The sequence below is a fragment of the Sphingomicrobium aestuariivivum genome (assembly GCF_024721585.1).
Classification (GTDB): Bacteria; Pseudomonadota; Alphaproteobacteria; order Sphingomonadales; family Sphingomonadaceae; genus Sphingomicrobium; species Sphingomicrobium aestuariivivum.
In genome coordinates this window covers 589,990-610,113 of the sequence record NZ_CP102629.1, presented here as the reverse complement: position 1 = coordinate 610,113, position 20,124 = coordinate 589,990, and the positions used below count along the sequence as shown (strand labels likewise).

Genomic DNA, 20,124 nt, shown 5'->3' with positions numbered 1-20,124 from the left:
GCCCTAGAGCAGCGCTTCGGCCTTGATGTAGCCGACGAGGCGGTCGGGGCCTGCATAACCCCAGACCCAGCCGCCGCGGCTGTCGAGCAGTTCGAAGGCATCGCCCGCATCGAGCTGGACGACGAGGTCGCTGTCGCAGTCGGGTTCGCTGCGCAGCGGGGCGGGGCGGTGCAGTTCGCGCTTCACCGGCGCGGCATAATGGGAGGCCACAACGGTGCCCGCCAGCGCCACATCGGCAAGGTCCTTGCGATAGGCGTGGCGGGTCGGGTCGGGCAGGTCGTCCGACGTGCCCGTCAGTTCGAATTCCCTAATGGGTGGCGGCAAGGGTGCGCCCTTGCTCGCGCCGTTGCTGTCGCTCGCGTTCGGCGCCGGCGTTGCCGCTCTGGGCGTGGAAGAGTTGTCGGAATTCGTCAAGGAAATCGGCCCCGTCATTGGTACGGACGATGAAGATGTTGCGTCGGTCGTCCTGGTCACGTTCGCGGCGCAGATAGCCGAGACCGCCCAATGTATTCAAGGCGCGAGTGATGACGGGCTTGGACACGCCAAGCGTCTGTGCAAGGCCGCGCACGGTATGCGGGCCGGGTGTGAGGTAGACGACGAGCATGAGCGCCATCTGCCGATTGGTCAGGTCGGGTGAACCGGAGCGGACGTATCCGATGAGGGTCCGCATCCAGGTCGCCAGTGATAGGTCGCCCATAGATCCCTCGTTGCGTTAAAATAACGTCGCGTACTGAGGGTAAAAACGGCGGAGCGGTGCGCTTTGTTTCGTGGCCTTTCCGTTTTTTGTCGCAAATCCCAACCACTTGGCCGGAGATCGTTACGGACTATTGACCGTAGCGCTCCTCGAGATAGGCGAAGGTGGCGCGCAGGCCATAGGCCTCGCCCCCCTTGGGGCGGCCGGGCTTGGCCGTCGGGCGCCAGCCGAAGGTGTCGAAATGGACCCAGTCGCAATCGGGGATGAAGCGGCGGAGGAACAGGGCGGCGGTGATGCAGCCGGCAAAACTGCCCTGCGCGCTGTTCGACATGTCGGCGATGGAGGACGAGAGCATCTCGTCATATTTGTCCCATAACGGCATGCGCCAGACGTCGTCGCCGACATTTCCTCCCGAGGTGGCAATGCCGTGCGCCAGCGAATCGTCATTGGCGAACATGGCGGGAAGGTCGGGGCCCAAGGCCACGCGCGCCGCGCCCGTCAGGGTGGCGAAATCGACGAGCAGGTCGGGGGTCTCCTCCTCGCCCGCCTTGTGCAGCGCATCGCCGAGGATGAGGCGGCCTTCGGCATCGGTATTGTCGATCTCGACGGTCAGCCCCTTGCGGCTCTTGATGATGTCGCCGGGGCGGAAGCTTTCCTCGCTGATCGCATTTTCGACCGCGGGGATGAGGAGGTGGAGACGCACGGGAAGGTTGCGGCCCATGACCATCAGCGCGAGGGCAAGCGCATGGGCCGAGCCGCCCATGTCCTTCTTCATGAGGCGCATGCCGCTCGCCGCCTTGATGTCGAGACCGCCGCTGTCGAAGGCCACGCCCTTGCCGACGATGGCGAGACGGGGGGCGTCTTCCTTGCCCCAGACGAGTTCGATGAGGCGGGGGGCGTGGGCGCGGGCAGCGGCTTTGCCGACCGCGTGGATCATCGGATAGCCCTGTTCGAGGGCATCGCCCTTGATCACCTCGACCTCGGCCGAGAAGCGGCCGGCGACCTCGCGGACCTGCGCCTCGATGCGGTCGGGCCCCATGTCGGCGGTCGGCGTGTCGATCATGTCGCGCACGAGCAGCGTCGCCTCGGCGGCGAGCGCGGTGCGGTCGATGTCGGCGGGCGAAGAGGTGAGGAGGGTGCGGTCCCCGCGCTCCTCATGCTCGCTCTTGTAACGGCAATACTGGTTCTGGGCGAGGATCCAGCCGAGCTTGGCGGGGCCGGGGTCCTTGTCACCCGCTAGGCGGTAGCTTCCCTCGGGCAGTTCTTCGCCGAGCTTGGCGAGGCACCAGGGGGAGAGCTCGTCCACATTGGCGACGGTGCTCACGACCGACCAGTCGTCCTCGCCCTCGCCCGGCAGCACCATCCACTGATAGCCCTGCTTGCCCTCGTAGCGGTTGGCGTCGAGGAGGGTGCGCAGGCGCTGCGGCTGTTCCTTCTTCCAGTCGGCGAAACTGTCCTCGTCGACGAGGTGGATGGTGCGGGCGTCCTGGCCTTGGTCGGCCTTCAGAAGATCGGTCATGGTGGCTCAATGCGTAAGGGATGGGGATCGGTCCTAGCAAGCGCTGTCGGACGAATTTCGAACAGTGTCCACTTTGTCCACTTCGGGAACTTTTCGGGGCGGGAGTGGCGGATTTTCGCCATCGGCCCGCGCAGGATCGCGCGCGATGATGGCGTTGATGGCGGCATCGAAGCTGGCCCCCTGTGCATGGCCGGTGCGGTTCCCGGCGGCCTCGCGTTCCTGCGCGCGGCGATCGAGGCGTCCGAGGATGGCGAGGCCGAGGCGGCTGTCGAACAGCTTTTTCTCGCCGACCTGCTCGCCGTCGCGCAAATAGGTGATGGTCTGGCCCTCGAGGCTGCGCGCGAGGAGCGTGTCGGCGAGTTTCTCGCGGGCAAGGCCGAGGGCTTCTTCCCAGGCGGCGGCGAAGAGGGGCGAGCGGCGACGGAAGGCGTAGGCGGCGCTCGAGCTCATCTGCGCGACATGGCAGGCCTCGGTGACGATGCCGGTGGCGGCGAGGGTTTCGAGGAAGGCGACTTGCGTGACGGTGGTCCAGCCGTCGTGGCGGGGTTCGGCGGGGAGGGGGAGAAGCGCATCGGTCATGACGCGCATTGGATCAGAGAAGGGGCGTGTAGGACAGGGGGTTGGGGTCCGTCACCGGATGTCTGCTATCGACCCCATTGCGGACGTTCGACTAAGCGTTACAGTCAACCCATGAGTGTCGAAGACCGCTATGCCGGAATGTCCCTGAATGAGCGGCTCTTCACGGCGAGATTGCTGGACGCCTTCGATGCGGCCGTAAAGGCGAAGAGCCGCGCCAAAGTGGTTCGCCTCTTAGAACAAGTTTCTGTGGACGACCCCGAGTGGACCGCGGAGACGATCCTCAAGCGTCCCGAAGAATACGACTTTTAACAATATCCGCTTTCCACCCCTAAACCGACCAGGCCGCGACCGACCCCGTTCCGGACAATCTTGATCAGACGCTCGGCCCGGCAGATGGGGATCGGCTGGCATTGTTGTATCTCGCCCCGGGGCAGGGCCATCAATTGAGCCAGAGGCTGTCGAACCCGGTCAATTGGAAATGCGGGGGCCTGATCTTCTCAGCCAGCGGTTTCTCGCTGGAATAGATCGTCGTCGAGGGGAGCAGCGAACCGGGTATCGCCGGCAACCACGGAAAGAACTCCGGCACATGGTCCGTCACGCGATCCTGCGTGGTTTCCATGGTGATCGATTCCAGCGAATATCCGGCGCCGAAGGTCGATGCGAGGTCCGAGGGGTCGACGACCTTAAGGCTTTCGGGGTCGGTCGGATCCTCGAAGGTGACAAGAACGGGCAAGTCTGGCTCAGGCATGTCGACCGGTCCAATCGAACCGGCGTCTTCAATGCGCTTGGCGGAATTATATTTCTTCCCGTCGAACCCTCCATCGAGCGTACGCAGGGATGCCTTGCCGACATCCCGCAGGAGCGGATTGTTCGTCAGCAGCAAGGCGACCAGCAACCGGTCGTCGGGAAGCTCGACGATTGCCGCCTCTCCGCGCATTTTCACGCCCTGCGTCTGGCCGCCGGTGGAAAGGTCCGTGCCGCGATCTGCCTTCACCTCGCAGATGGACGACCCGGTCCTGATGCCGTCGGGCGTGTCGACATTGACGGTGAGGCGGAACCGGTAGGAGGGCGACCTGAAGATGTTGCATGCACCGAGCGCGGCGAAGAGCGTGCCGACGCCAGCCCCCAAAATCCCCCGTCGTGTCATTCCATGATGTCCTGCAGTTCGCCTGATCAACTCATCGATAGCCTCAATTCGAATTGGACTACAGTCGCTTTTGTGTGGAAACGTCACATGCAGGAAGAGCAGGGGATGTATAGATGACGCGGGGGACCATTATTGTCGCAGTTGCTGCACTTGTCTTGACTGGCATGCTGGTCTGGAGCCGTTACAGCTGGGCGACTTACCGCTACCTGTTGACGGTCGCGGTGGACACGCCTTCGGGTCTCCGGACGGCAAGCGTGGTGCATGAGGTGCGAGCGCGGCGGGCGTTGCTCAGCCTGCCGGACAGCGCGACCGCGTCGGTCGAATTCAAGGGCGAGGCCCTTCGCGTCGATCTCGGCGATGGCAAAGCGTTGTTCGTGCTGGTCCAGCCCGCCGAGCGGACCGAAGAGACGCTGGTGCCGATCATCAATGCAGCGCTGGACCCCGAATATACGCGCGGCGGGATCGGGAACCTCAATTCGATCCGGAGAATTGCCCGCGGTCGTGCGCGATCCGAGGCGACGTTGCCGACAAGCACTTCCAAGCTGCGTTTCGTGAGATTTCGCGACGATGGACAGCCCGCGACCGTCGAGGCTGTCTCCCCCGATGCGTTCGAAAGCGCGTTCGGGGAAGGGTACAGGCTTCGGGAGATCAGGGTCGAGACGACGAACCGTCCCGTCACCGACAAGATACGGGCGCAGCTCCCTTGGCTGGAGCCGGAGGGCCGCCCGCTCGAGGGTACCCTGTCGGGCATTCCTCCGCTCGGCGTAATCGATCCTGAAAAGACCGGTGACGTTCTCGGCTATCGGAGTTTCGTTCGCGAGTATCGCTAGCTGTCCGACGGTCGGTCGACCCCTCTTGGCTCACTCGTTTCGACCCCGGTGCCAAACGGTTCGTCGCACTCCACGCCCGCCGTATCCGTATAATTAACGGGTGCTAAACAGGGCCCGATCTCGTTCATCTGGCAGAAAGGTTCGGAGCGACAGTCGGGCCGCAAAGGGGGCGTAAAGCGTGTCGCCAGTGCGGCAGGACGGTCACTTAAGGAGCGAAATCTGTGAATATACTCAATCGATCGACGGCAACCCTGCTGCTGGCCGCAGCGGCCATTCCGGCCACCGCCGTCGCCGCGCAGCCGGCCGAAGCGCCGATCACGATCAACGGCGAGCTGCCGACCTCGCTCAAGGGCCTGCCCGAAGGCCCGAAGCTCGAGGGCTTCATCGCCTCGCGTCGCGGCGGCCAGATGCTGGTCGCGGGTGAAGATGGCGCGCGCAACTCGGTGCTCATCGCGCCGGCCACCAAGATCCGCGCCACCGGCGGTTTCCTCGGTCTCGGCGGCGACAAGCTGGCCGAAGACGCGCTGCTCGCCGGCGTGCCGGTCACGGTGAAGACGGTGCAGTGGGGCGGCGGGCTCGTCGCCAGCCAGGTCAAGCTGTCGAACCGCGACCTCGAGACCGCGTGGATGATCCGCAACGGCACCGCGCAGCGCTTCGAGGAGCATGAGACCCTCATCGCCGACAATGCGGCGAAGACCGAGGCCCTGCGCGGCCGCTTCGGCGACATCGACCAGTATAACCTCAAGGGCTCGACCAACGTCTATTTCGACACGGCCAAGTGGAACATCTCGCAGGATGACATCGCGCAGCTGTGCGCCACGGCAGACGAAGCCAATGCGATGAACAATGCGCTGCTGCTGGTCGTCGGCTACACCGATTCGGTCGGTGACGAGGACTATAACCAGGTGCTGAGCGAGCGCCGTGCGGGCAAGGTCGTCAACACGCTGCAGCAGAAGTGCGGCTGGGCGCCCTACCGCATGCTGACCCCGACCGGCATGGCCGAAGCCGATCCGGCGGCGGACAACGAGACCGAGGAAGGCAAGGCGCTCAACCGCCGCGTCGAGGTCAATATCCTCGTCAGCAAGGCTGTCGACGGCATGGAACAGGCCGGCCTCTAAGGGTCTGGAAAAACAGGCTCCGGCGGTATCCTGCACGCGCAGGGTGCCGCCGGAGTTTTTTTATGCGTGGGCGATTGGTCAGTCGCTCGGGATGAGCGTGATCTCGTCCTGACGGCCGTCGAGGTAGCGGACGGTCTCGCCGTCGAACCAGGCGTCTTCCTCCGAGCGGAAGTCGACGCGCTGGCCGCCCCATTCGGGGACGGCGCTGTAGGTGGTGAGTTCGATCGACCAGGCGGTGTTCGCGTGGACGGGGCCGGCGCCGCGGGGATCGGCCTGCTGATTGTCCCAGAAACCGATGGCAGGGCCCGCGCCGTGGCCGTGGAGGCCGATGGGGTGCGAGTAGATGCTTGGGTCGTAGCCCTCGGCGATCGCGGCCGCACGGGCGCGGGCAAGGATGCTGTTGCCGGGCTCGCCCTTGCGGAAGCTCTCGCGCAGGATGTCGGCGACGCGCTTGGTCGCCTCGAGGCCGGCGCGCAGGCCCGCGGGGGCTTGGGTCTCGCCGGGTTTGAGGACATAGGCGAGGTGCTGGGTGTCGGTGTTGAGGCGCAAATAGGTGAGGCCGAAGTCGGTCCAGAGGAGATCGCCGGGCTCGATCACCATGTCGTCATATTGGACGCCGTCCATGCCTTCGCGCTGGATGCCGAGGCTGGGGTGGAACCATGGCTGGAGCCCGAGGCGGGAGAGGCGCTCGCGCATCCACCAGCGCACTTGGCTCGTGGTGGTGACGCCGGGGGTGATGACCTTGCGACTGAGCGCCTCGGCGATGATGGCGTGGGCAATGCGGACCACGCCGGGATAGATCTCCAGTTCGGTCGGGGTGCGGGTTTCGAGCCAACGGATGCTGAGGTTCTCGCCCGAGACGATGCGCTCCTCGAGGTGGTCGGGGAGGGCGGCCATCATGAGCTCATATTGGCTGTGGGTCATGCCGTCGCCGAAGGCCGAGAGGTCGGAAGTGTTGATGGCGATCTTTTCGGGGTCGCGGTCGGCGATGAGCTCGGCGAGTGCCTTCCACTGGTCGGGCTGGTCGGCGGGGTCCCAGGTGACCTCGAAGAAGTCGGCGATGCCATAGCGAGAGACCGACAGGCGCTCGATCGGCCGGCCCTCGCCGGGGTCGTGGAAGACGAGGATGGTGCGGCGGCGGGCGGAGAACTCCTCGCCGTTGAGCATGGAGGCGGTGACGGGGTCCTCGAAATATTCGCGCGCCATGAGCACCCACAGGTCGATCCCCTCCGCGCGCATGACGGCGGGCAGCACGGTCTCGAAGCGCTCGGCGAGGATGGTGTCGATGAGCGCCGCGCGCTCCTTCATCGGGAGGATGGAGGGAAGCGCCGGCGCGGGCTCCTCGACGTCGGTGAGGGGGAGGACCGGCGGCTGCGGCTGGGCGGCGGCGAGGGTGGCGGCTAGGGTGATGATCATTGGCTGTCCTGCTGGCGGAAGTCGCGGATGGTCTCGCATTCCTGCGGGGTGCCGTCGCATTCGACGGTGCGGGTGACGGGGGCCTGTCCGGGCTCCTCGGTGACCTCTTCCATGATAGTCATGGTCTCGGGCCAGAAGAGGAGGGCGAGGATGGTGGCAACGAGCAAGCCGACGATAAGGCCGCTCAGGAAGGCGAGTCGGATCGGGCGGGCGTTGAGGGGGACGGGCTCGGGCGTGAGCGCCTGCGCGGGCGCGGCGGTGGGTTCGGGCAGCGCGGGAGCGGGCTCTGGCGCGGCGACGAGCGTGTAGCCGCGGCGCGGTTCGGTGCGCAGGAGGGTGCGGTCGCCCAGGGTCTGGCGCAGCTTGGAGACCGCTTGCGTGAGCGCCTCGTCGCTGCCCTCGGTGCCCCAGACGCGCTCGAGCAGCCAGTCGCGCTCCAAGAGCGTGGCGGGATGGGCGATGAACAGGTCGAGGAGGTCGGCGAGACGGGGTTCGAGGCGCTGTTCCTGCCCGCCCACCGTGACGGTGCGCGTGGGCGGACTGTAGCGCGCTGGCCCGAGCATCAGGTCGGGGGCCTCACGGACCATGTCGTTCATCTCTCGAAACCTCTCGAAATCCTCTGGTCAGGACAGGAAATGCCCCTCGCGTGCACGGTGGCCCCGATTGGAAACGTCCGTCAACCGAGGAGAATGAGCCATGCGTATCACCCTGATGATGATTGCAGCCGCCGCACTGATGACGCCCGCCTGCAGCGCCGCCGTGGACGGCGGCGAAGCGGTCGCGGCGGCCGATGCAGGCGTGGAGGAGAAGCTGCGCGAGGCGATGGCGCAGCTCGAGGCGCAGGGCTTTTCGGGCTTTGCCGCGGTGCAGGTCGCCGGCGGTGCGCCGGTGCTGGTGCATTCGGGCGCGGCCGACCCCGAGAGCGGGCGCGATTACGACCTCGACACGCAGTTCGATATCGGGTCGATCTCCAAGTCGCTGACGGGGCTGGCGGTGGCGCAGCTCGTCGCCGAGGGCAAGCTGGCGGTGGATGACACGATCGGCGACTTCTTTCCCGATGCGCCGCCCGCGATGGCGGGGATCACGGTCGAGCAGTTGGCGACGCACACGGCGGGCTTCGGCCCCGCGCATGGCGCCGATCTTCGCCCCCAGTCGCGGGCCGAGATGTTCGAGGCGGTCTTTGCCGAGCCGCTGATCGCGGCGCCGGGCGAGCGCTATGCCTATTCGAACACCGGCTTCTCGATCCTTGCCGCGATGATCGAGGAGGTCACGGGCAAGGGTTATGAGGACTATGTCGTCGAGGACGTACTGGCACCGCTGGGGCTGCGCTCGACCGGCTACTGGAGCGTCTATGACGAAGCGCGGGTCGATGCGGCAGCGGATCGCGGCAAGGTGGCGCAGGCGTCATGGGGCGGGCTGCGCGACGTCAGCTGGGCGCTCATAGGCAATGGCGGGATGGTGTCGAGTGCGCGCGACCTGCTGGCACTGGGGCAGGCGGTCGCGGGGGGCGGGATCGACGATGCGACCGCCGATACCTGGCTGAAGCCGCGCGTCGATGAAGGCGGGGGCACGCATTACGGCTTCGGCATCGTCAACGAGGAGCTCGATGGTGCCGGCAAGGCGTGGTGGCACAATGGTGGTAATCCCGCCTTCCAGACCGAATGGTGGACGCTGGCGGATAGCCAGACGACGCTGGTGGTGCATCGCAATGGCGGGCCGGTGCCGCTGGCCGAGGCGTTCGGCCCGCTGCTCCGTGCGGTGACGGGGCAGGAGGTGGCCGCGGTGCCGCAGCTGGCGGCGACAAGCGAGCTGCCCGACACGCCGGGCGGGCGGTTGGCGCGCGATTTCCTTGCCGCGGTCGGGGGCAGCAAGGCCGACTTCAAGACCTTCGTCGAGACACGAATGAGCGCGGCGCTGCTCGAACAGATGCCGGTCGAGACGCATCTCGACATGTATGACATGCTCCACGCCGACCTCGGCGGTACCGAGGTGGCGGGCGTGGGCGAGGAGGAGGACCGCATCCGCCTGCGCCTGAAGCGCGAGAATGACGCGGGACTGGCGGTGACCCTCTACCTCACCGAGGAGGAAGGGCAGGCCAAGCTGCGCGGGCTCGAGATCGGCTAGGCGGACCTAGGCGACAGGCGCGCCGAAGAGGTCGTGCTCGTCGGCGTCCTCGATGGTCACACGGGCGAAGTCGCCGGGCTTGAGGTGGCCCGCATCGCGCAGGTGCACCTCGCCGTCGATCTCGGGGGCATCGGCCTTGGAGCGGCCGGTGGCGCCGCCGGTTTCCTCGTCGACGAGGTCGATGATGACGTCCTGGGTGGTGCCGATCTTGGCCTTCAATTTGTCGGCGCTGATGCGGGCGGTGAGCTCCATCAGGCGGGCGTAGCGCTCTTCCTTGACCTCTTCGGGCACCGCGCCCGGCAGGTCGTTGGCCGCCGCGCCCTCGACGGGCTCGAAGCGGAAGGCGCCGACGCGGTCGAGCTGCGCTTCGACGAGCCAGTCCATCAGATACTGGAAATCCTCCTCGGTCTCGCCGGGGAAGCCGAGGACGAAGCTCGAGCGCACCGCGATGTCGGGGCAGATGTCGCGCCATGCCTTGAGGCGCTCGAGGACCTTGGCCTCGTTGGCGGGGCGGCGCATCGATTTGAGCACCTTGGGGCTGGCGTGCTGGAAGGGGATATCGAGATAGGGGGTGAGCTTGCCCTCCGCCATGAGCGGGATGACCGCGTCGACATGGGGGTAGGGGTAGACATAGTGGAGACGGATCCACGGGGTCTCGCCCTCGGGGGTGCGCAGGTTGCCGAGGTGCCGCGCGAGGTCGAGCATGCGGGCGCTCAATTCCTCGCCCTTCCAGTTCCACGTCTGGTTCTTGAGGTCGATGCCGTAGGCCGAGGTGTCCTGGCTGATGATCAGCAGTTCCTTGGTGCCGGCGGCGACGAGCTTCTCGGCCTCGCGCAGCACGGCGTCGGGGCGGCGGCTGGCAAGGTCGCCGCGGATCGAGGGGATGATGCAGAAGCTGCAGCGGTGGTTGCAGCCTTCCGAGATCTTCACATAGCTGTAGTGGCGCGGCGTCAGCTTGGTGTCGGGCATCTGCGGCACGAGGTCGACATAGGGCGACACGCCGGGGGGAACCGCTTCGTGGACCGCGCCGACGACCTGTTCATACTGCTGGGGGCCGGTCACGGCGAGCACCTTGGGGTGCGTCTTCATGATGAGGTCGGCCTCGTTGCCGAGGCAGCCGGTGACGATGACGCGGCCGTTCTCGGCGATCGCCTCGCCGATGGCCTCGAGCGACTCTTCCTTGGCAGAATCGAGGAAGCCGCAGGTGTTGACCAGCACGACGTCGGCACCCTCGTAGTCGGGGCTCATGGCATAGCCGTCCGAGCGCAGCTTGGTGAGGATGCGTTCGGAATCGACGAGGGCCTTGGGACAGCCGAGCGAGACCATGCCCACCTTGGGGGCGTCGGGGATTTTGGTTGCCATGATGGCCGCGCCCTTACCGACGAATTGCGGCAAAATCCAGATGGTATAGAGGGTTAATAGGCCTCCGCCGTCAGCTCGACCGCGTCGAAATTGCCCGCGGCGAGATCATCGGGGCGGATCCAATATTGATAGACCCCCTCGGCGAAGTGATGGCCGATGGGGATATTGGCGCCCAGTTCGAGGAGCAGAAGCCATTCGCCGACGCGTTCCTCCGCCTCCATCTGGACGAAGGTGGGGGCGGAGAAGGCGCGCGCATCGCCCGCCGAGAAGCGGTGGCGGTTGCGGACCATGGCAAGCGCCTTTTCCTCGACCCGCTCGCCCGCCGACAGGCTCGCCTCGACGGCATCGATCGTGATCGCCTTGAGGCAGGGGACGGTGAGCTTGTGGTGGCGGCGAAGCATCTTCCAGAAGTCGTTGGCGGCGGTGCGCGACAGGTCGCGGCCGGCCGCATGGGCGCGGTCGATCTTGCCGCGCCACGACTTGAGGTCGGCCTCGAGCGCCTTGGCGTCCTTCTGGTTGCCGGGGCGGTCGGCGCTGTCGAGCAGGCGGGCGAGATGGCCGCAGGCGATGCGGATCGAGCGCCAGCTGGCGGGGAAGGCTTCATAGGGACGGTCGGGCTTGCCCTGCGCATCGACGCTGACCTTGTAGGGGGTGCAGGCACCGAGGTCGGCCTCGAGCTTGGCGACTTCGGCGGCGGCGGTGTCGCGGTCGATCGCGCCCGGCCAGTAAGGCTGGTCGTTGGCGATGTCGCGATCCTCGCGGGCGTGCAGCACGACAGGCTCGAAGCTCCAGCGCGGCAGGAGGCGGGGCCATTCTGCGGCATTGCTCGGCCAGCCCCAGACGGCGGGGCTTTCATAAAGGTGGGGAAGCGAGGCGGGCGGCTCGGCGGGGGCGAGCGGCTGATCGGCGGCGACATGGACCACCTTCCATTGCCAATAGGCGCCCCAGTGGAGGTCCATGAAGAAGAGCAAGCGGCCGCTTTCGGGCAGGAGCTGGAAGCTCGCCGCGGCGGGCAGTTCGGCACAGTCGAGCGACATGACGAAGCTCAAGGCGCGTTCCTCGCCCTCGCTGGTGGTGAAAACGGGCCAGTCGAAGCCCTCGGGCACCATCGGCACGCCGCCCCAGTGGCTGGCGTGACCGGCGAGCGGGGGGACGTGCTGGCGGAACATCACCGCCTGTTCGCGAACCTTGCGAAGCGCGGGGTGGACGCGCGGGCGCGGCGGCGGCGGCGGCGGCGGGGCGGCGGCTGCAGGCGGCGCGAAATCGGTCGGGCGCGAGGCGGGCGCGGGCTCGGGCGCGGGCGCATATTCGCTCTCGATCCGGTCTTGCAGGTCGTGGACTTCATTGGCCTCCGCTGCGGGGGCCTCGGTCGGGGCGGCGTCGCCTTCCGGCACCGGACGGGGCGCGGGGCGGGCAGCGACGGGCGGCAGCTTGGGCGGCTTGGCGAACTTTTCCTCGGCGGCCATTTCCTGGCCACGGCCAAGCAAGCGGGCACGACGCGCCTCGACCTGCTCCGGAGCATCTCGGTGATCTGGCGTTAACTTGCGCCGGCCGAATGTTTTCCTAATCATTTCCACCCCTTATCTATCGGGATGGTGACGAATAGAGGTTTCGGAAGTGTTTACTTCGGTGGAACGACCAGCGTTATTCTTCAGCCGGTCTTGCAAGCGGGGAAGGCGTGTCCCGGGATGATCTCGATGATGCGGTCGCCGGCGCGCAATTCGCGGGCGCCTTCTTCCCAGAAACCGATGGCATTGCCGTCGCGCAGGATTCGCACCCCGAGCCCGATGGCGGCCTCGGCGAGCGACTTGCCGACCTCGAAGGCCTCGATCTCGCGCTCGTGGAGACGGACGCGGCCGGTCGCGGAGGCGAGGTCGGCCATATAGTCGGCGATCCCCGCGCCATGCGCCGAGCCGGCGAGGAGGAGACCCGCGAAGCTGGTCGGGTTGATGACGGTGGTCGCGCCCGCGGCACGGGCGGGGAATTCGTTATCCTCGGCGCGTACGGCAAGGCTGATATGCAGCTTGGGACAGAGGTGGCGCGCGGTCAGGCAGATGAGGATCGAGGTATCGTCGCGGCCCGCCGAGATGATCATGGTCGAGGCCTGGCGCAGGCGCACTGCCTCCATCGTCTCGTCGCGGGTGGCGTCGGCCTGGAGGACGATGCAGCCCATCCGCTCGGCCTTGGCGATGCTCTCGGGATTCTGGTCGATGACGACGATCTTTCGCGGGTCCTCGCCGCGGGCGATGAGCTCGTCCACGGCCTCGCCGCCCGAGGTGCCGAAGCCCGCCACCACGATATGGCCGGTGAGGGTGCGTTGCAGTCGTCGCATGAGGAATGTGTCCCAGGTTCGCTTGATGACGAAGGTGTAGGCGGTGCCCGCCAAGATCAAGATGAAGAAGATGCGCGCGGGGGTGACGACGAGGGCGTCGAACAGGCGCGCGCGCTCGGTCACGGGGACGATGTCGCCATAGCCCGTGGTGGTGGCCGAGATCATGGTGAAATAGATGACGTCGGCGAAGGAGAGCTGGCCGTCGACATTGTCGACGAAGGCATCGCGCTCGATCCAGTGCACCGCGATGATGAAGGAGAGCAGGGCGAAGAGCAGCCCGACGCGAATGCCGAACTGGGCCCAGCCGGAGAGCGGGCTTTTCTGGCGCAGAAGCGGGATTTGTGCGCCGGGACGGCCTTTGCGTTCCATCACTCGGCCTTAGACGGCTTCGCGCGTCGAATAAAGGGCGGGCATCCTAGACGTCGATCGCGCCTTCATCGAGGCTCGGCGCTTCGGACTGGATGAAGGCGAAGCGATGCTCGGGCTTCTTGCCCATGAGGCGCTCGACGACATCGCGCGCGGGCTGCTGGTCCTGATAGTCCTGCGGCAGGGTGATGCGGATGAGGCTGCGGCTCGACGGATCCATCGTGGTTTCCTTGAGCTGCCCGGGGTTCATCTCGCCAAGGCCCTTGAAGCGCGCGACCTCGACCTTCTTGCCCTTGAAATGCTCGGCCTCGAGCTCGGCGCGATGCGCGTCATCGCGGGCGTAGAGCGATTTGGAGCCCGCGGTGAGGCGGTAGAGGGGGGGCTGGGCGAGGTAGAGGCGCCCGCGCTTCACCAGCTCGGGCATCTCCTGGAAGAAGAAGGTCATGAGCAGCGTGGCGATATGCGCGCCGTCGACGTCGGCGTCGGTCATGATGATGATCTTGTCGTAGCGAAGCGCATCATCGTCATAGTCCTTGCCCATGCCCGCTCCGAGCGCGAGCGACAGGTCGGCGATTTCCTGGTTGGCGCGGATTTTTTCGCGCGTGGCCGAGGCGACGTTGAGGATCTTGCCGCGGATGGGGAGGATGGCCTGCGTCTTGCGGTTGCGCGCCTGCTTGGCGCTGCCGCCCGCCGAATCGCCCTCGACGATGAAGAGCTCGGTCTCGCCTTCCTCGCTGCCCGAATTGGCGCAGTCGGTGAGCTTGCCCGGCAGGCGAAGCTTCTTGGCGCTGGTCGCGGTCTTGCGCTTGACCTCGCGTTCGGCGCGGCGCTTCAACCGCTCGTCCATCTTCTCGAGGACAGCGCCCAAGAGCGCGCGGCCGCGGTCCATATTGTCGGCGAGATAATGGTCGAAATGGTCGCGCACGGCATTCTCGACGAAGCGCGCGGCCTCGAGGCTGGTGAGGCGGTCCTTGGTCTGGCTCTGGAAATGCGGATCGCGGATGAACACCGAGAGCAGGCACTCGATGCCGCCGAACACGTCGTCGGCGGTGATCTTGGAGGCCTTCTTCTCGCCGACGAGTTCGCCGAAGGCGCGCAGCCCCTTGGTCAGCGCGGCGCGAAGGCCCGCCTCGTGGGTGCCGCCGTCGGGCGTCGGGATCGTGTTGCAGTAGTAGCGCTGGTAGCCGTCGGTCCACACGGGCCAGGCGATGGCCCATTCGCAGCGGCCCTGCCCGTCGGGGAAGTCCTGGCTGCCCGCAAAGGGCGGGCTCGTGATGGTGCCGCGCTCGCCGAGCATTTCGCCGAGATGGTCGGCAAGGCCGTTGTCGAACTTGAAGACCGCGCTTTCGGGCACGTCATCGGAGGCGAGCTTGGCCGCGCATTTCCAGCGGATCTCGACACCGCCGTAGAGATAGGCCTTCGAGCGGGCGAGGTCGTGGAGCCGCTTGGGATTGAACTTCGCGTCCGCGCCGAAGATCTCGGGATCGGGGGTGAAGGTCACCTTGGTGCCGCGGCGGTTGGGCGCGGCACCCACTTCCTCGAGCTTCGAGGTGGCATGGCCCTTGGCGAAGGCCTGGCGGTAGAGCTTCTTGTCGCGGGCGACCTCGACCACCGTCTCGGTCGAGAGCGCGTTGACGACGCTGACGCCGACCCCGTGGAGGCCGCCGGAGGTCGCATAGGCCTTGCCCTCGAACTTGCCGCCCGAGTGGAGGGTGGTGAGGATCACCTCGAGCGCCGACTTGTCCTTGAACTTGGGGTGCGGATCGATCGGGATGCCGCGGCCATTGTCGCTCACCGACAGGCGGTTGCCCTCGTCCAGTTCGATCTCGATCCGGCTGGCATGGCCCGCGACCGCCTCGTCCATCGAGTTGTCGAGGACTTCGGCGGCGAGATGGTGGAGCGCGCGTGCGTCGGTGCCGCCGATATACATGCCGGGTCGGCGACGCACCGGCTCGAGGCCCTCGAGGACCTCGATCGAGGAGGCGTCATAATCGGCGGTGGGCTCGGGCGCGGCGGAATCGAACAGTTCGGACATATGGCGAACGGTATAGGCAGCGCCCGAGCCACACTCCAAGGGAAAAGCGCGGGCAGGGGCGCGAGCCCTAGCGCTTGGGCAGCCAGCGCGTGCCGACCTCGGCCAGCGCGGGCGGCGCGAGGTCGCGCGGGGCGCCGGCACTGCTGTCGACCGGATAAAGGAGGCCGTTGGTGGCGCGGGCGAGCGGGGCGTTACCCTGCCGATTGTCTTGCATCGCGATGCCGCTCGTGTCGCTGTCGCGGCGCACGAGGTCGTCGTCGCCGTGGAGGAGGTTGCCGCGCATGACGCTGTTGCGCGGGGGCGCGGTGCGGCGTGCATCGGCGCCGGCGCCCAGCGCGACCTGGCGGCTGTTGATGATGCTGTTGCGCTCGATCAGCGCGCGGTCGACCGGCTCATATTGGTGGGGCAGCGAGCCGGGGATGCCGTTCATCACCGACAAGGCGCTGCGAAGGCCGGTGCCGGCGAGGCCTTCCATGTAATTGTCGCGCACGACCTGCCGCTCGTTGATGATGCGGATGCCGCCGGTATTGACCTTGCCGTGGCCGAGGAAGACGTTGCCCTCGACGCGGTTGTCGTCACCATGGCGCAGGCTCAGCGTGCCCGCGGCGCGCAGGAAGAGGTTGTCGCGCAGCATGTTGGCGCCCGATTTGACCGAGATGATCTCGGCATCGCCGTCGGTGCGGTCGAAGATGTTGCGCTCGACGAGTGTGCGGCTGCGATGTTCGGCCTGCGCGCTGGTGCCGATGCGGATGGTCTCGCCGCCATTGCGTGCCAGCGGGGGGCGGGGGCCGAAATAATTATGGTCGATGCGGTGGCGGTTGTCGCGCCCGCGCGGATCGTCGATGCGGACCGCGAGCGTGGCGCCAAGGTTGGTCTTGCCCGCAAAGTGGCTGTGGTCGACGCGGTTGCCGCGCCCGTAGAGCACGACCCATTTGTCGTCGCCCTGCGCACGCGGTTTGCTGTAATCGGTGATGGCGACGTCGGTGAGGCGGCTGTCATTGGCGACCGCGCGGCCGATGCGGAAGGCGATGACTTCCTTGCCGGGCGCGTAGCCGTTGGTGAAATGCAGGCCGCTGACATGGAGATAGCGCCCCGCCATGCGCAGGTCCGACCGACCGGTGAGCTTGACCCCGCCCGGGGTCTGCGCGCGCACGGTAATGGGGCGGCCCTGCGCGCCCTCGCCGCGCACCACCATGCGGAAGTCGTGCCAGCGTCCGTCGGCGAGGATCACCTCGTCGCCGGGGCGGGCCGCGCTGATGGCGCGGTCATATTCGGCGGCGGTGCGCACGAGCCGGTCGCGCGCCTGTGCGGAGGTGGCCGCGAGGAGGAGCGTGGCGATGAGCAGGAGGAAGACGAGGACCGGGCGGTCGCGGCGAAAGCTGATCATCAGGGGTGCCTAGGAGGTCGCGGCTTAACGCGGGGTTGCGGGGCGGGGCGCTGCTGGCGGGGCGTCGGAAAAAGGCGTAGAAGCCGTGTCCGGTAGGCGTTTTTTCGATGAAACGACCCGGAAAGGAACGGCATCATGCATGTTTCCACGCTTTCACTTCCCCTGCTTGTCCTCGCCCTTGGCGGCGCGGCGCCTCCAGAGACCGACGAAGACAAGATCGCCAGCGCGTTGAGCGCGGCGCCGGCGTCGATCGCGGCGGGCGCTAGCGTCGCCGACATGGACGGGCGGCTGCTGCGCGAGGGCTCGAACGGCTGGACCTGCCTGCCAGAGAGCCAGATGATGGGACCGATGTGCAACGATGCGCGCTGGATGGCGCTGCTCGGCGCCTTCATGAAGGGCGAGCCCTATGAGGGCGACGAGTTCGGCCTCAGCTACATGCTGGCGGGCGAGGCGGGCGCGCCGGGGGTGAGCAATATCGACCCCACCGCGACCGCGCCCACCGAGGACAACCAGTGGGTCAAGGAAGGGCCGCACCTGATGGTGATCCTGCCCGACCCGGCAGCCTATGAAGGCATCACGACCGATACCTCGGCGCCCGTCTATGTGATGTGGAAGGACACGCCCTATGCGCACCTGATGGTGCGGGTCGGTGACGAGGACTAGCCGGTAGGGCTTGAATTCGGGGCGGATTGCGCGAAAGCTCCTGCCTGAAGGGGGAGGGCGATGGACGCTATAGTCTGGAGCGTGGTGGCGGCACTGCTGGTGCTGGCGGCGCCCTTCATGCTGGGCGCGCTGGCGGCGGGGCCGGTGGGGATCGGTATCGGCACGCTGTTCGGCATGTTCATCGGCATTCCCGCCGCAATCGCTTTCGGGCTGCTGTTTTTCGCGCTGTCGCACTGGCCATGGCATCCGCTGCTGGTGCCGGTCGTGGCGGCGCTGGTGCCGCCGTTCCTCCTATGGGCGCAGGAGCGTTTTCGCTGGCCCCTGAACAATAGCGACCTCGTCGGGATGATGCGGCTGGCCGCGATCGCGGGGCTGGTCGGCGGCGTCGTGCTGGTCCGTGCCGATCCGCAGGGGCTGTGGGCCTGATGGGGGTCTTGCTTGCCGCGCTGGCGTCCTTTGCCGTGCTGGCGGGGCAGTGGGTGTGGCGCAACGGACGGTCGAGCGCGGGCGAGATCATCGGCTTCGGCATCTTGATGGCGGTGCTCATCGGGCTGCCGGCGATGATCGGTTATCTGCTCCTCTTCCTGCTGATCGCGCTCGTCGGGGTGCCGGGGCCGCTGGTGCCGGTCGCCGCCGCGCTCGTGCCGCCGCTGGCGGTGAAGTTGAAGATCAGGTCGGTGCCCCGGCGCTCGCTCGTCCACGGCGGCATTGCCGGACTGGCGGGCGGGCTGGTGCTCTTGTAGATGGACCCGTTCGGCCACTGGGGCTGAAACGAAAAAGGCCCCGGCTGATGCCAGGGCCTTTTCCTTTTGTTCGGTCGCTTAGCGGACCCGCGGGCCGCCAAAGGGCAGCGGGGGCGGGGGCTTGCGGTCGCGGCGCGGGAGCTGCGCCTGGTAGGCGACCCCGCAATGCTCGACGCAATAGGGAAAGCCGGGGTTGGCCTTCTGCCCGCAGAAGTGGAAGTCCGGCTCGCCCGGGTGACCCATCGGCCAGCGGCAGACGCGGTCGTTCAAGTCGAGCAGCGAGGTCTTGTCCGCGACCTCGGCCGAGGGCTTCTCGGGAATGAGGCGACGCGGCGGCGCGGGCGGGATGGGCGCCTGCTGGTCGGACGGGCCCTGGCGCACGAAGCCGCCGGGGCCGACCGAACGATATTGGGTCTTGGTCTTGCCTTCGCCCTCGGCAGCGGCGGTCGCCTTCTCCGGCGTCGGCTTGGCGGCGCGGGCGGGCGCGGGCTTGGCCGGCGCGGCTTTCTTGGCCGCCGGCGGGACAGCGGGCGCGGCTTTCTTGGGGGCGGCGTCCTTCTTGGGCGCGGCCTTCTTCGCCGCGGGCTTGTCGGTGGCCGCCTTCTTGGCCGGCGCCTTCTTGGCCGCGGCCTTTTTCTTCTCGCCCGATTTCACGGGGGAGGGGCGCGATTCGAGGCCGAGGCGATGCGCCTTGCCGATCACCGCGTTGCGGCTCACCCCGCCGAGATCCTCGGCGATCTGGCTGGCGGTCTTTCCTTCGGCCCACATTGCCTTGAGGCGATCGATCCGCTCGTCAGTCCAGCTCAATATCTTCTCCACCCTTGGTCGGGTTCATCATTGTCTTCGTCACGGCCACCCGATAGGCGAGGCGGTCATGAGTGAAAACCAAAATCCGCAATGGTCGAACGCACCGTATGGCAAGCCGATCCTCGGCGCCGTCAACACGGGCGGTCTCAAGACCCTCTATATCAAGGAGGTGCGGCGGTTCTTCAAGGTCCAGCTGCAAACTGTCTGGGGACCGGCGGTCACGACGCTGCTTTATCTCGCCATCTTCACCATCGCGCTGGGGCGCGGCGGGCGCGAGATGATGGGGGTGCCCTTCGCCGACTTCCTCGCGCCGGGCCTCATCGTCATGGGGATGATCCAGGCGTCCTTCGCCAATGCCAGCTTCTCGCTGCTGGTCGGCAAGATCCAGGGGACGATCGTCGATTATCTCATGCCGCCCCTGTCGACGGGCGAATTGATGGCAGGGCTCGTGGGCGCGGCGGTGACACGCGGTTTCCTCGTCGGCGGCGCGGTGTGGCTGGTCATGCTGCTGTGGCCGGGCGTGAGCGTCATCCCCGTGCATCCGCTCGCGGCGCTCTATTTCGGGCTGATGGGCACGCTGATGCTGAGCTTCCTCGGCCTCCTTACCAGCTTCTGGGCAGAAAAGTTCGACCATGCCGCGATGGTGACCAATTTCGTGGTGGCGCCGCTGGCGCTGCTGTCGGGCACCTTCTATTCGGTCGAGGCCTTGAGCGAGGGCTTCCAGGCGGCAAGCCATGCCAACCCCTTCTTCTACGTCATCTCGGGCTTCCGCTATGGCTTCATCGGGGTGGCCGACTCGCCGGTGACGACGGGCGCGATCCTGCTCGCGATCCTGAACATCATCCTGTTCGGATTGTGCTACCGGCTCCTCGACAAGGGCTGGAAAATCAAGAATTAGCGCGGTCAAGCAATTGAAACGCTAGCGTTTTTGTCCGCCTGAACGGCAAATTACATCCATATTCAGCGTGGCCACATGGGGTGTCCCCCAGTCTGGGGGCATCA

The 20,124-nt window shown here is 66.8% G+C and carries 21 protein-coding genes; 8 read left to right on the top strand and 13 right to left on the bottom strand.

Annotated elements, in window-relative coordinates:
- Nucleotides 1-3 precede the first annotated feature (3 nt).
- The 4 genes from NUW81_RS03015 to NUW81_RS03000 form a co-directional block, all read right to left on the bottom strand.
- Nucleotides 4-324 (bottom strand): hypothetical protein, encoded by a 321-nt coding sequence (locus NUW81_RS03015; RefSeq protein ID WP_245110274.1) that lies wholly within the window; start codon nt 322-324, stop codon nt 4-6.
- On the bottom strand, nt 308-697 hold the full coding sequence (locus NUW81_RS03010; protein ID WP_260508530.1) for a MarR family transcriptional regulator: 390 nt from the start codon (nt 695-697) through the stop codon (nt 308-310). Before NUW81_RS03010 ends, NUW81_RS03015 begins: the two co-directional genes overlap by 17 nt.
- A gap of 127 nt (nt 698-824) precedes the next feature.
- Nucleotides 825-2,213 carry a leucyl aminopeptidase family protein gene (locus tag NUW81_RS03005; protein ID WP_245110272.1) on the bottom strand — a complete coding sequence of 463 codons (1,389 nt, stop codon included), beginning with the start codon at nt 2,211-2,213 and terminating at the stop codon, nt 825-827.
- A gap of 33 nt (nt 2,214-2,246) precedes the next feature.
- Complete coding sequence (locus NUW81_RS03000) at nt 2,247-2,792, bottom strand: hypothetical protein (protein ID WP_245110271.1); 546 nt, start codon at nt 2,790-2,792, stop codon at nt 2,247-2,249.
- 111 nt (nt 2,793-2,903) lie between these two features.
- Between NUW81_RS03000 and NUW81_RS02995 the strand changes: the two genes are divergently transcribed.
- Nucleotides 2,904-3,101, top strand: a complete 198-nt coding sequence (locus NUW81_RS02995; RefSeq protein ID WP_245110270.1) for a hypothetical protein — start codon at nt 2,904-2,906, stop codon at nt 3,099-3,101.
- Nucleotides 3,102-3,231: 130 nt separating this feature from the next.
- On the opposite strand, the gene NUW81_RS02990 is transcribed toward NUW81_RS02995, so the two are convergent.
- The gene (locus tag NUW81_RS02990; protein ID WP_245110269.1) at nt 3,232-3,939 is read right to left on the bottom strand and encodes a hypothetical protein; all 708 of its coding nucleotides are present in this window, start codon (nt 3,937-3,939) and stop codon (nt 3,232-3,234) included.
- 113 nt (nt 3,940-4,052) lie between these two features.
- On the opposite strand from NUW81_RS02990, the gene NUW81_RS02985 reads away from it, so the two are divergent.
- Together NUW81_RS02985 and NUW81_RS02980 are read left to right on the top strand one after the other, a co-directional pair.
- On the top strand, nt 4,053-4,769 hold the full coding sequence (locus NUW81_RS02985; protein ID WP_245110268.1) for a hypothetical protein: 717 nt from the start codon (nt 4,053-4,055) through the stop codon (nt 4,767-4,769).
- Nucleotides 4,770-4,990: 221 nt separating this feature from the next.
- Nucleotides 4,991-5,887: an OmpA family protein gene (locus NUW81_RS02980; RefSeq protein WP_245110267.1), complete on the top strand. Its 897-nt coding sequence runs from the start codon at nt 4,991-4,993 to the stop codon at nt 5,885-5,887.
- Between the two features lie 78 nt (nt 5,888-5,965).
- On the opposite strand, the gene NUW81_RS02975 is transcribed toward NUW81_RS02980, so the two are convergent.
- Nucleotides 5,966-7,303, bottom strand: coding sequence for a M24 family metallopeptidase (locus NUW81_RS02975; protein ID WP_245110266.1), 1,338 nt, complete (start codon nt 7,301-7,303; stop codon nt 5,966-5,968).
- Nucleotides 7,300-7,890: a winged helix-turn-helix domain-containing protein gene (locus NUW81_RS02970; RefSeq protein ID WP_260508529.1), complete on the bottom strand. Its 591-nt coding sequence runs from the start codon at nt 7,888-7,890 to the stop codon at nt 7,300-7,302. Before NUW81_RS02970 ends, NUW81_RS02975 begins: the two co-directional genes overlap by 4 nt.
- Before the next feature lie 109 nt (nt 7,891-7,999).
- Between NUW81_RS02970 and NUW81_RS02965 the strand changes: the two genes are divergently transcribed.
- Nucleotides 8,000-9,427, top strand: a complete 1,428-nt coding sequence (locus NUW81_RS02965) for a serine hydrolase domain-containing protein (protein WP_245110264.1) — start codon at nt 8,000-8,002, stop codon at nt 9,425-9,427.
- Nucleotides 9,428-9,433: 6 nt separating this feature from the next.
- Here the strand turns inward: NUW81_RS02965 and rimO are convergent, their stop codons facing one another.
- The 5 genes from rimO to NUW81_RS02940 all read right to left on the bottom strand — a co-directional run bounded on the left by rimO (nt 9,434) and on the right by NUW81_RS02940 (nt 16,909).
- Nucleotides 9,434-10,789 carry a 30S ribosomal protein S12 methylthiotransferase RimO gene (gene rimO / locus NUW81_RS02960; RefSeq protein ID WP_245110263.1) on the bottom strand — a complete coding sequence of 452 codons (1,356 nt, stop codon included), beginning with the start codon at nt 10,787-10,789 and terminating at the stop codon, nt 9,434-9,436.
- Between the two features lie 53 nt (nt 10,790-10,842).
- Entirely contained in the window at nt 10,843-12,276 is a 1,434-nt protein-coding gene (locus NUW81_RS02955; RefSeq protein WP_245110262.1) for a DUF1963 domain-containing protein, read from the bottom strand.
- Between the two features lie 164 nt (nt 12,277-12,440).
- Nucleotides 12,441-13,490, bottom strand: a complete 1,050-nt coding sequence (locus NUW81_RS02950; RefSeq protein WP_245110261.1) for a potassium channel family protein — start codon at nt 13,488-13,490, stop codon at nt 12,441-12,443.
- A 46-nt stretch (nt 13,491-13,536) separates the two neighbouring features.
- On the bottom strand, nt 13,537-15,522 hold the full coding sequence (gene parE / locus NUW81_RS02945; protein ID WP_245110260.1) for a DNA topoisomerase IV subunit B: 1,986 nt from the start codon (nt 15,520-15,522) through the stop codon (nt 13,537-13,539).
- 67 nt (nt 15,523-15,589) lie between these two features.
- Nucleotides 15,590-16,909 carry a polysaccharide lyase 6 family protein gene (locus tag NUW81_RS02940; protein WP_245110259.1) on the bottom strand — a complete coding sequence of 440 codons (1,320 nt, stop codon included), beginning with the start codon at nt 16,907-16,909 and terminating at the stop codon, nt 15,590-15,592.
- Between the two features lie 135 nt (nt 16,910-17,044).
- Here NUW81_RS02940 and NUW81_RS02935 point away from each other — a divergent pair, with 135 nt between their 5' ends.
- From NUW81_RS02935 to NUW81_RS02925, 3 genes are read left to right on the top strand one after another with little or no spacing between them, the layout of a single operon-like run.
- Nucleotides 17,045-17,572: a hypothetical protein gene (locus NUW81_RS02935; RefSeq protein ID WP_245110258.1), complete on the top strand. Its 528-nt coding sequence runs from the start codon at nt 17,045-17,047 to the stop codon at nt 17,570-17,572.
- Between the two features lie 60 nt (nt 17,573-17,632).
- A complete protein-coding gene (locus NUW81_RS02930; RefSeq protein WP_245110257.1) occupies nt 17,633-17,998 on the top strand; it encodes a hypothetical protein in 366 nt (121 codons plus the stop codon).
- On the top strand, nt 17,998-18,315 hold the full coding sequence (locus NUW81_RS02925) for a hypothetical protein (protein WP_245110256.1): 318 nt from the start codon (nt 17,998-18,000) through the stop codon (nt 18,313-18,315). The genes NUW81_RS02930 and NUW81_RS02925 overlap by 1 nt, the downstream gene beginning before the upstream one ends.
- A 78-nt stretch (nt 18,316-18,393) precedes the next feature.
- Here NUW81_RS02925 and NUW81_RS02920 read toward each other — a convergent pair whose 3' ends face one another.
- Nucleotides 18,394-19,122: a GcrA family cell cycle regulator gene (locus tag NUW81_RS02920; RefSeq protein ID WP_245110255.1), complete on the bottom strand. Its 729-nt coding sequence runs from the start codon at nt 19,120-19,122 to the stop codon at nt 18,394-18,396.
- A 67-nt stretch (nt 19,123-19,189) separates the two neighbouring features.
- Here NUW81_RS02920 and NUW81_RS02915 point away from each other — a divergent pair, with 67 nt between their 5' ends.
- Entirely contained in the window at nt 19,190-20,020 is an 831-nt protein-coding gene (locus NUW81_RS02915; RefSeq protein WP_245110254.1) for an ABC transporter permease, read from the top strand.
- Nucleotides 20,021-20,124: the final 104 nt, after the last annotated feature.

What these genes read in the sequence shown, in the direction of transcription:
- parE (WP_245110260.1), bottom strand. Translation starts at nt 15,522, where the DNA reads ATGTCCGAACTGTTCGATTCCGCCGCGCCCGAGCCCACCGCCGATTAT.
- NUW81_RS02950 (WP_245110261.1), bottom strand. Translation starts at nt 13,490, where the DNA reads ATGGAACGCAAAGGCCGTCCCGGCGCACAAATCCCGCTTCTGCGCCAG.
- rimO (WP_245110263.1), bottom strand. Translation starts at nt 10,789, where the DNA reads ATGGCAACCAAAATCCCCGACGCCCCCAAGGTGGGCATGGTCTCGCTC.
- NUW81_RS02965 (WP_245110264.1), top strand. Translation starts at nt 8,000, where the DNA reads ATGCGTATCACCCTGATGATGATTGCAGCCGCCGCACTGATGACGCCC.
- NUW81_RS02970 (WP_260508529.1), bottom strand. Translation starts at nt 7,890, where the DNA reads ATGGTCCGTGAGGCCCCCGACCTGATGCTCGGGCCAGCGCGCTACAGT.
- NUW81_RS02935 (WP_245110258.1), top strand. Translation starts at nt 17,045, where the DNA reads ATGCATGTTTCCACGCTTTCACTTCCCCTGCTTGTCCTCGCCCTTGGC.
- NUW81_RS02990 (WP_245110269.1), bottom strand. Translation starts at nt 3,939, where the DNA reads ATGACACGACGGGGGATTTTGGGGGCTGGCGTCGGCACGCTCTTCGCC.
- NUW81_RS02985 (WP_245110268.1), top strand. Translation starts at nt 4,053, where the DNA reads ATGACGCGGGGGACCATTATTGTCGCAGTTGCTGCACTTGTCTTGACT.
- NUW81_RS02925 (WP_245110256.1), top strand. Translation starts at nt 17,998, where the DNA reads ATGGGGGTCTTGCTTGCCGCGCTGGCGTCCTTTGCCGTGCTGGCGGGG.
- NUW81_RS02995 (WP_245110270.1), top strand. Translation starts at nt 2,904, where the DNA reads ATGAGTGTCGAAGACCGCTATGCCGGAATGTCCCTGAATGAGCGGCTC.
- NUW81_RS03005 (WP_245110272.1), bottom strand. Translation starts at nt 2,213, where the DNA reads ATGACCGATCTTCTGAAGGCCGACCAAGGCCAGGACGCCCGCACCATC.
- NUW81_RS02930 (WP_245110257.1), top strand. Translation starts at nt 17,633, where the DNA reads ATGGACGCTATAGTCTGGAGCGTGGTGGCGGCACTGCTGGTGCTGGCG.
- NUW81_RS03010 (WP_260508530.1), bottom strand. Translation starts at nt 697, where the DNA reads ATGGGCGACCTATCACTGGCGACCTGGATGCGGACCCTCATCGGATAC.
- NUW81_RS02940 (WP_245110259.1), bottom strand. Translation starts at nt 16,909, where the DNA reads ATGATCAGCTTTCGCCGCGACCGCCCGGTCCTCGTCTTCCTCCTGCTC.
- NUW81_RS02975 (WP_245110266.1), bottom strand. Translation starts at nt 7,303, where the DNA reads ATGATCATCACCCTAGCCGCCACCCTCGCCGCCGCCCAGCCGCAGCCG.
- NUW81_RS02915 (WP_245110254.1), top strand. Translation starts at nt 19,190, where the DNA reads ATGAGTGAAAACCAAAATCCGCAATGGTCGAACGCACCGTATGGCAAG.
- NUW81_RS03000 (WP_245110271.1), bottom strand. Translation starts at nt 2,792, where the DNA reads ATGACCGATGCGCTTCTCCCCCTCCCCGCCGAACCCCGCCACGACGGC.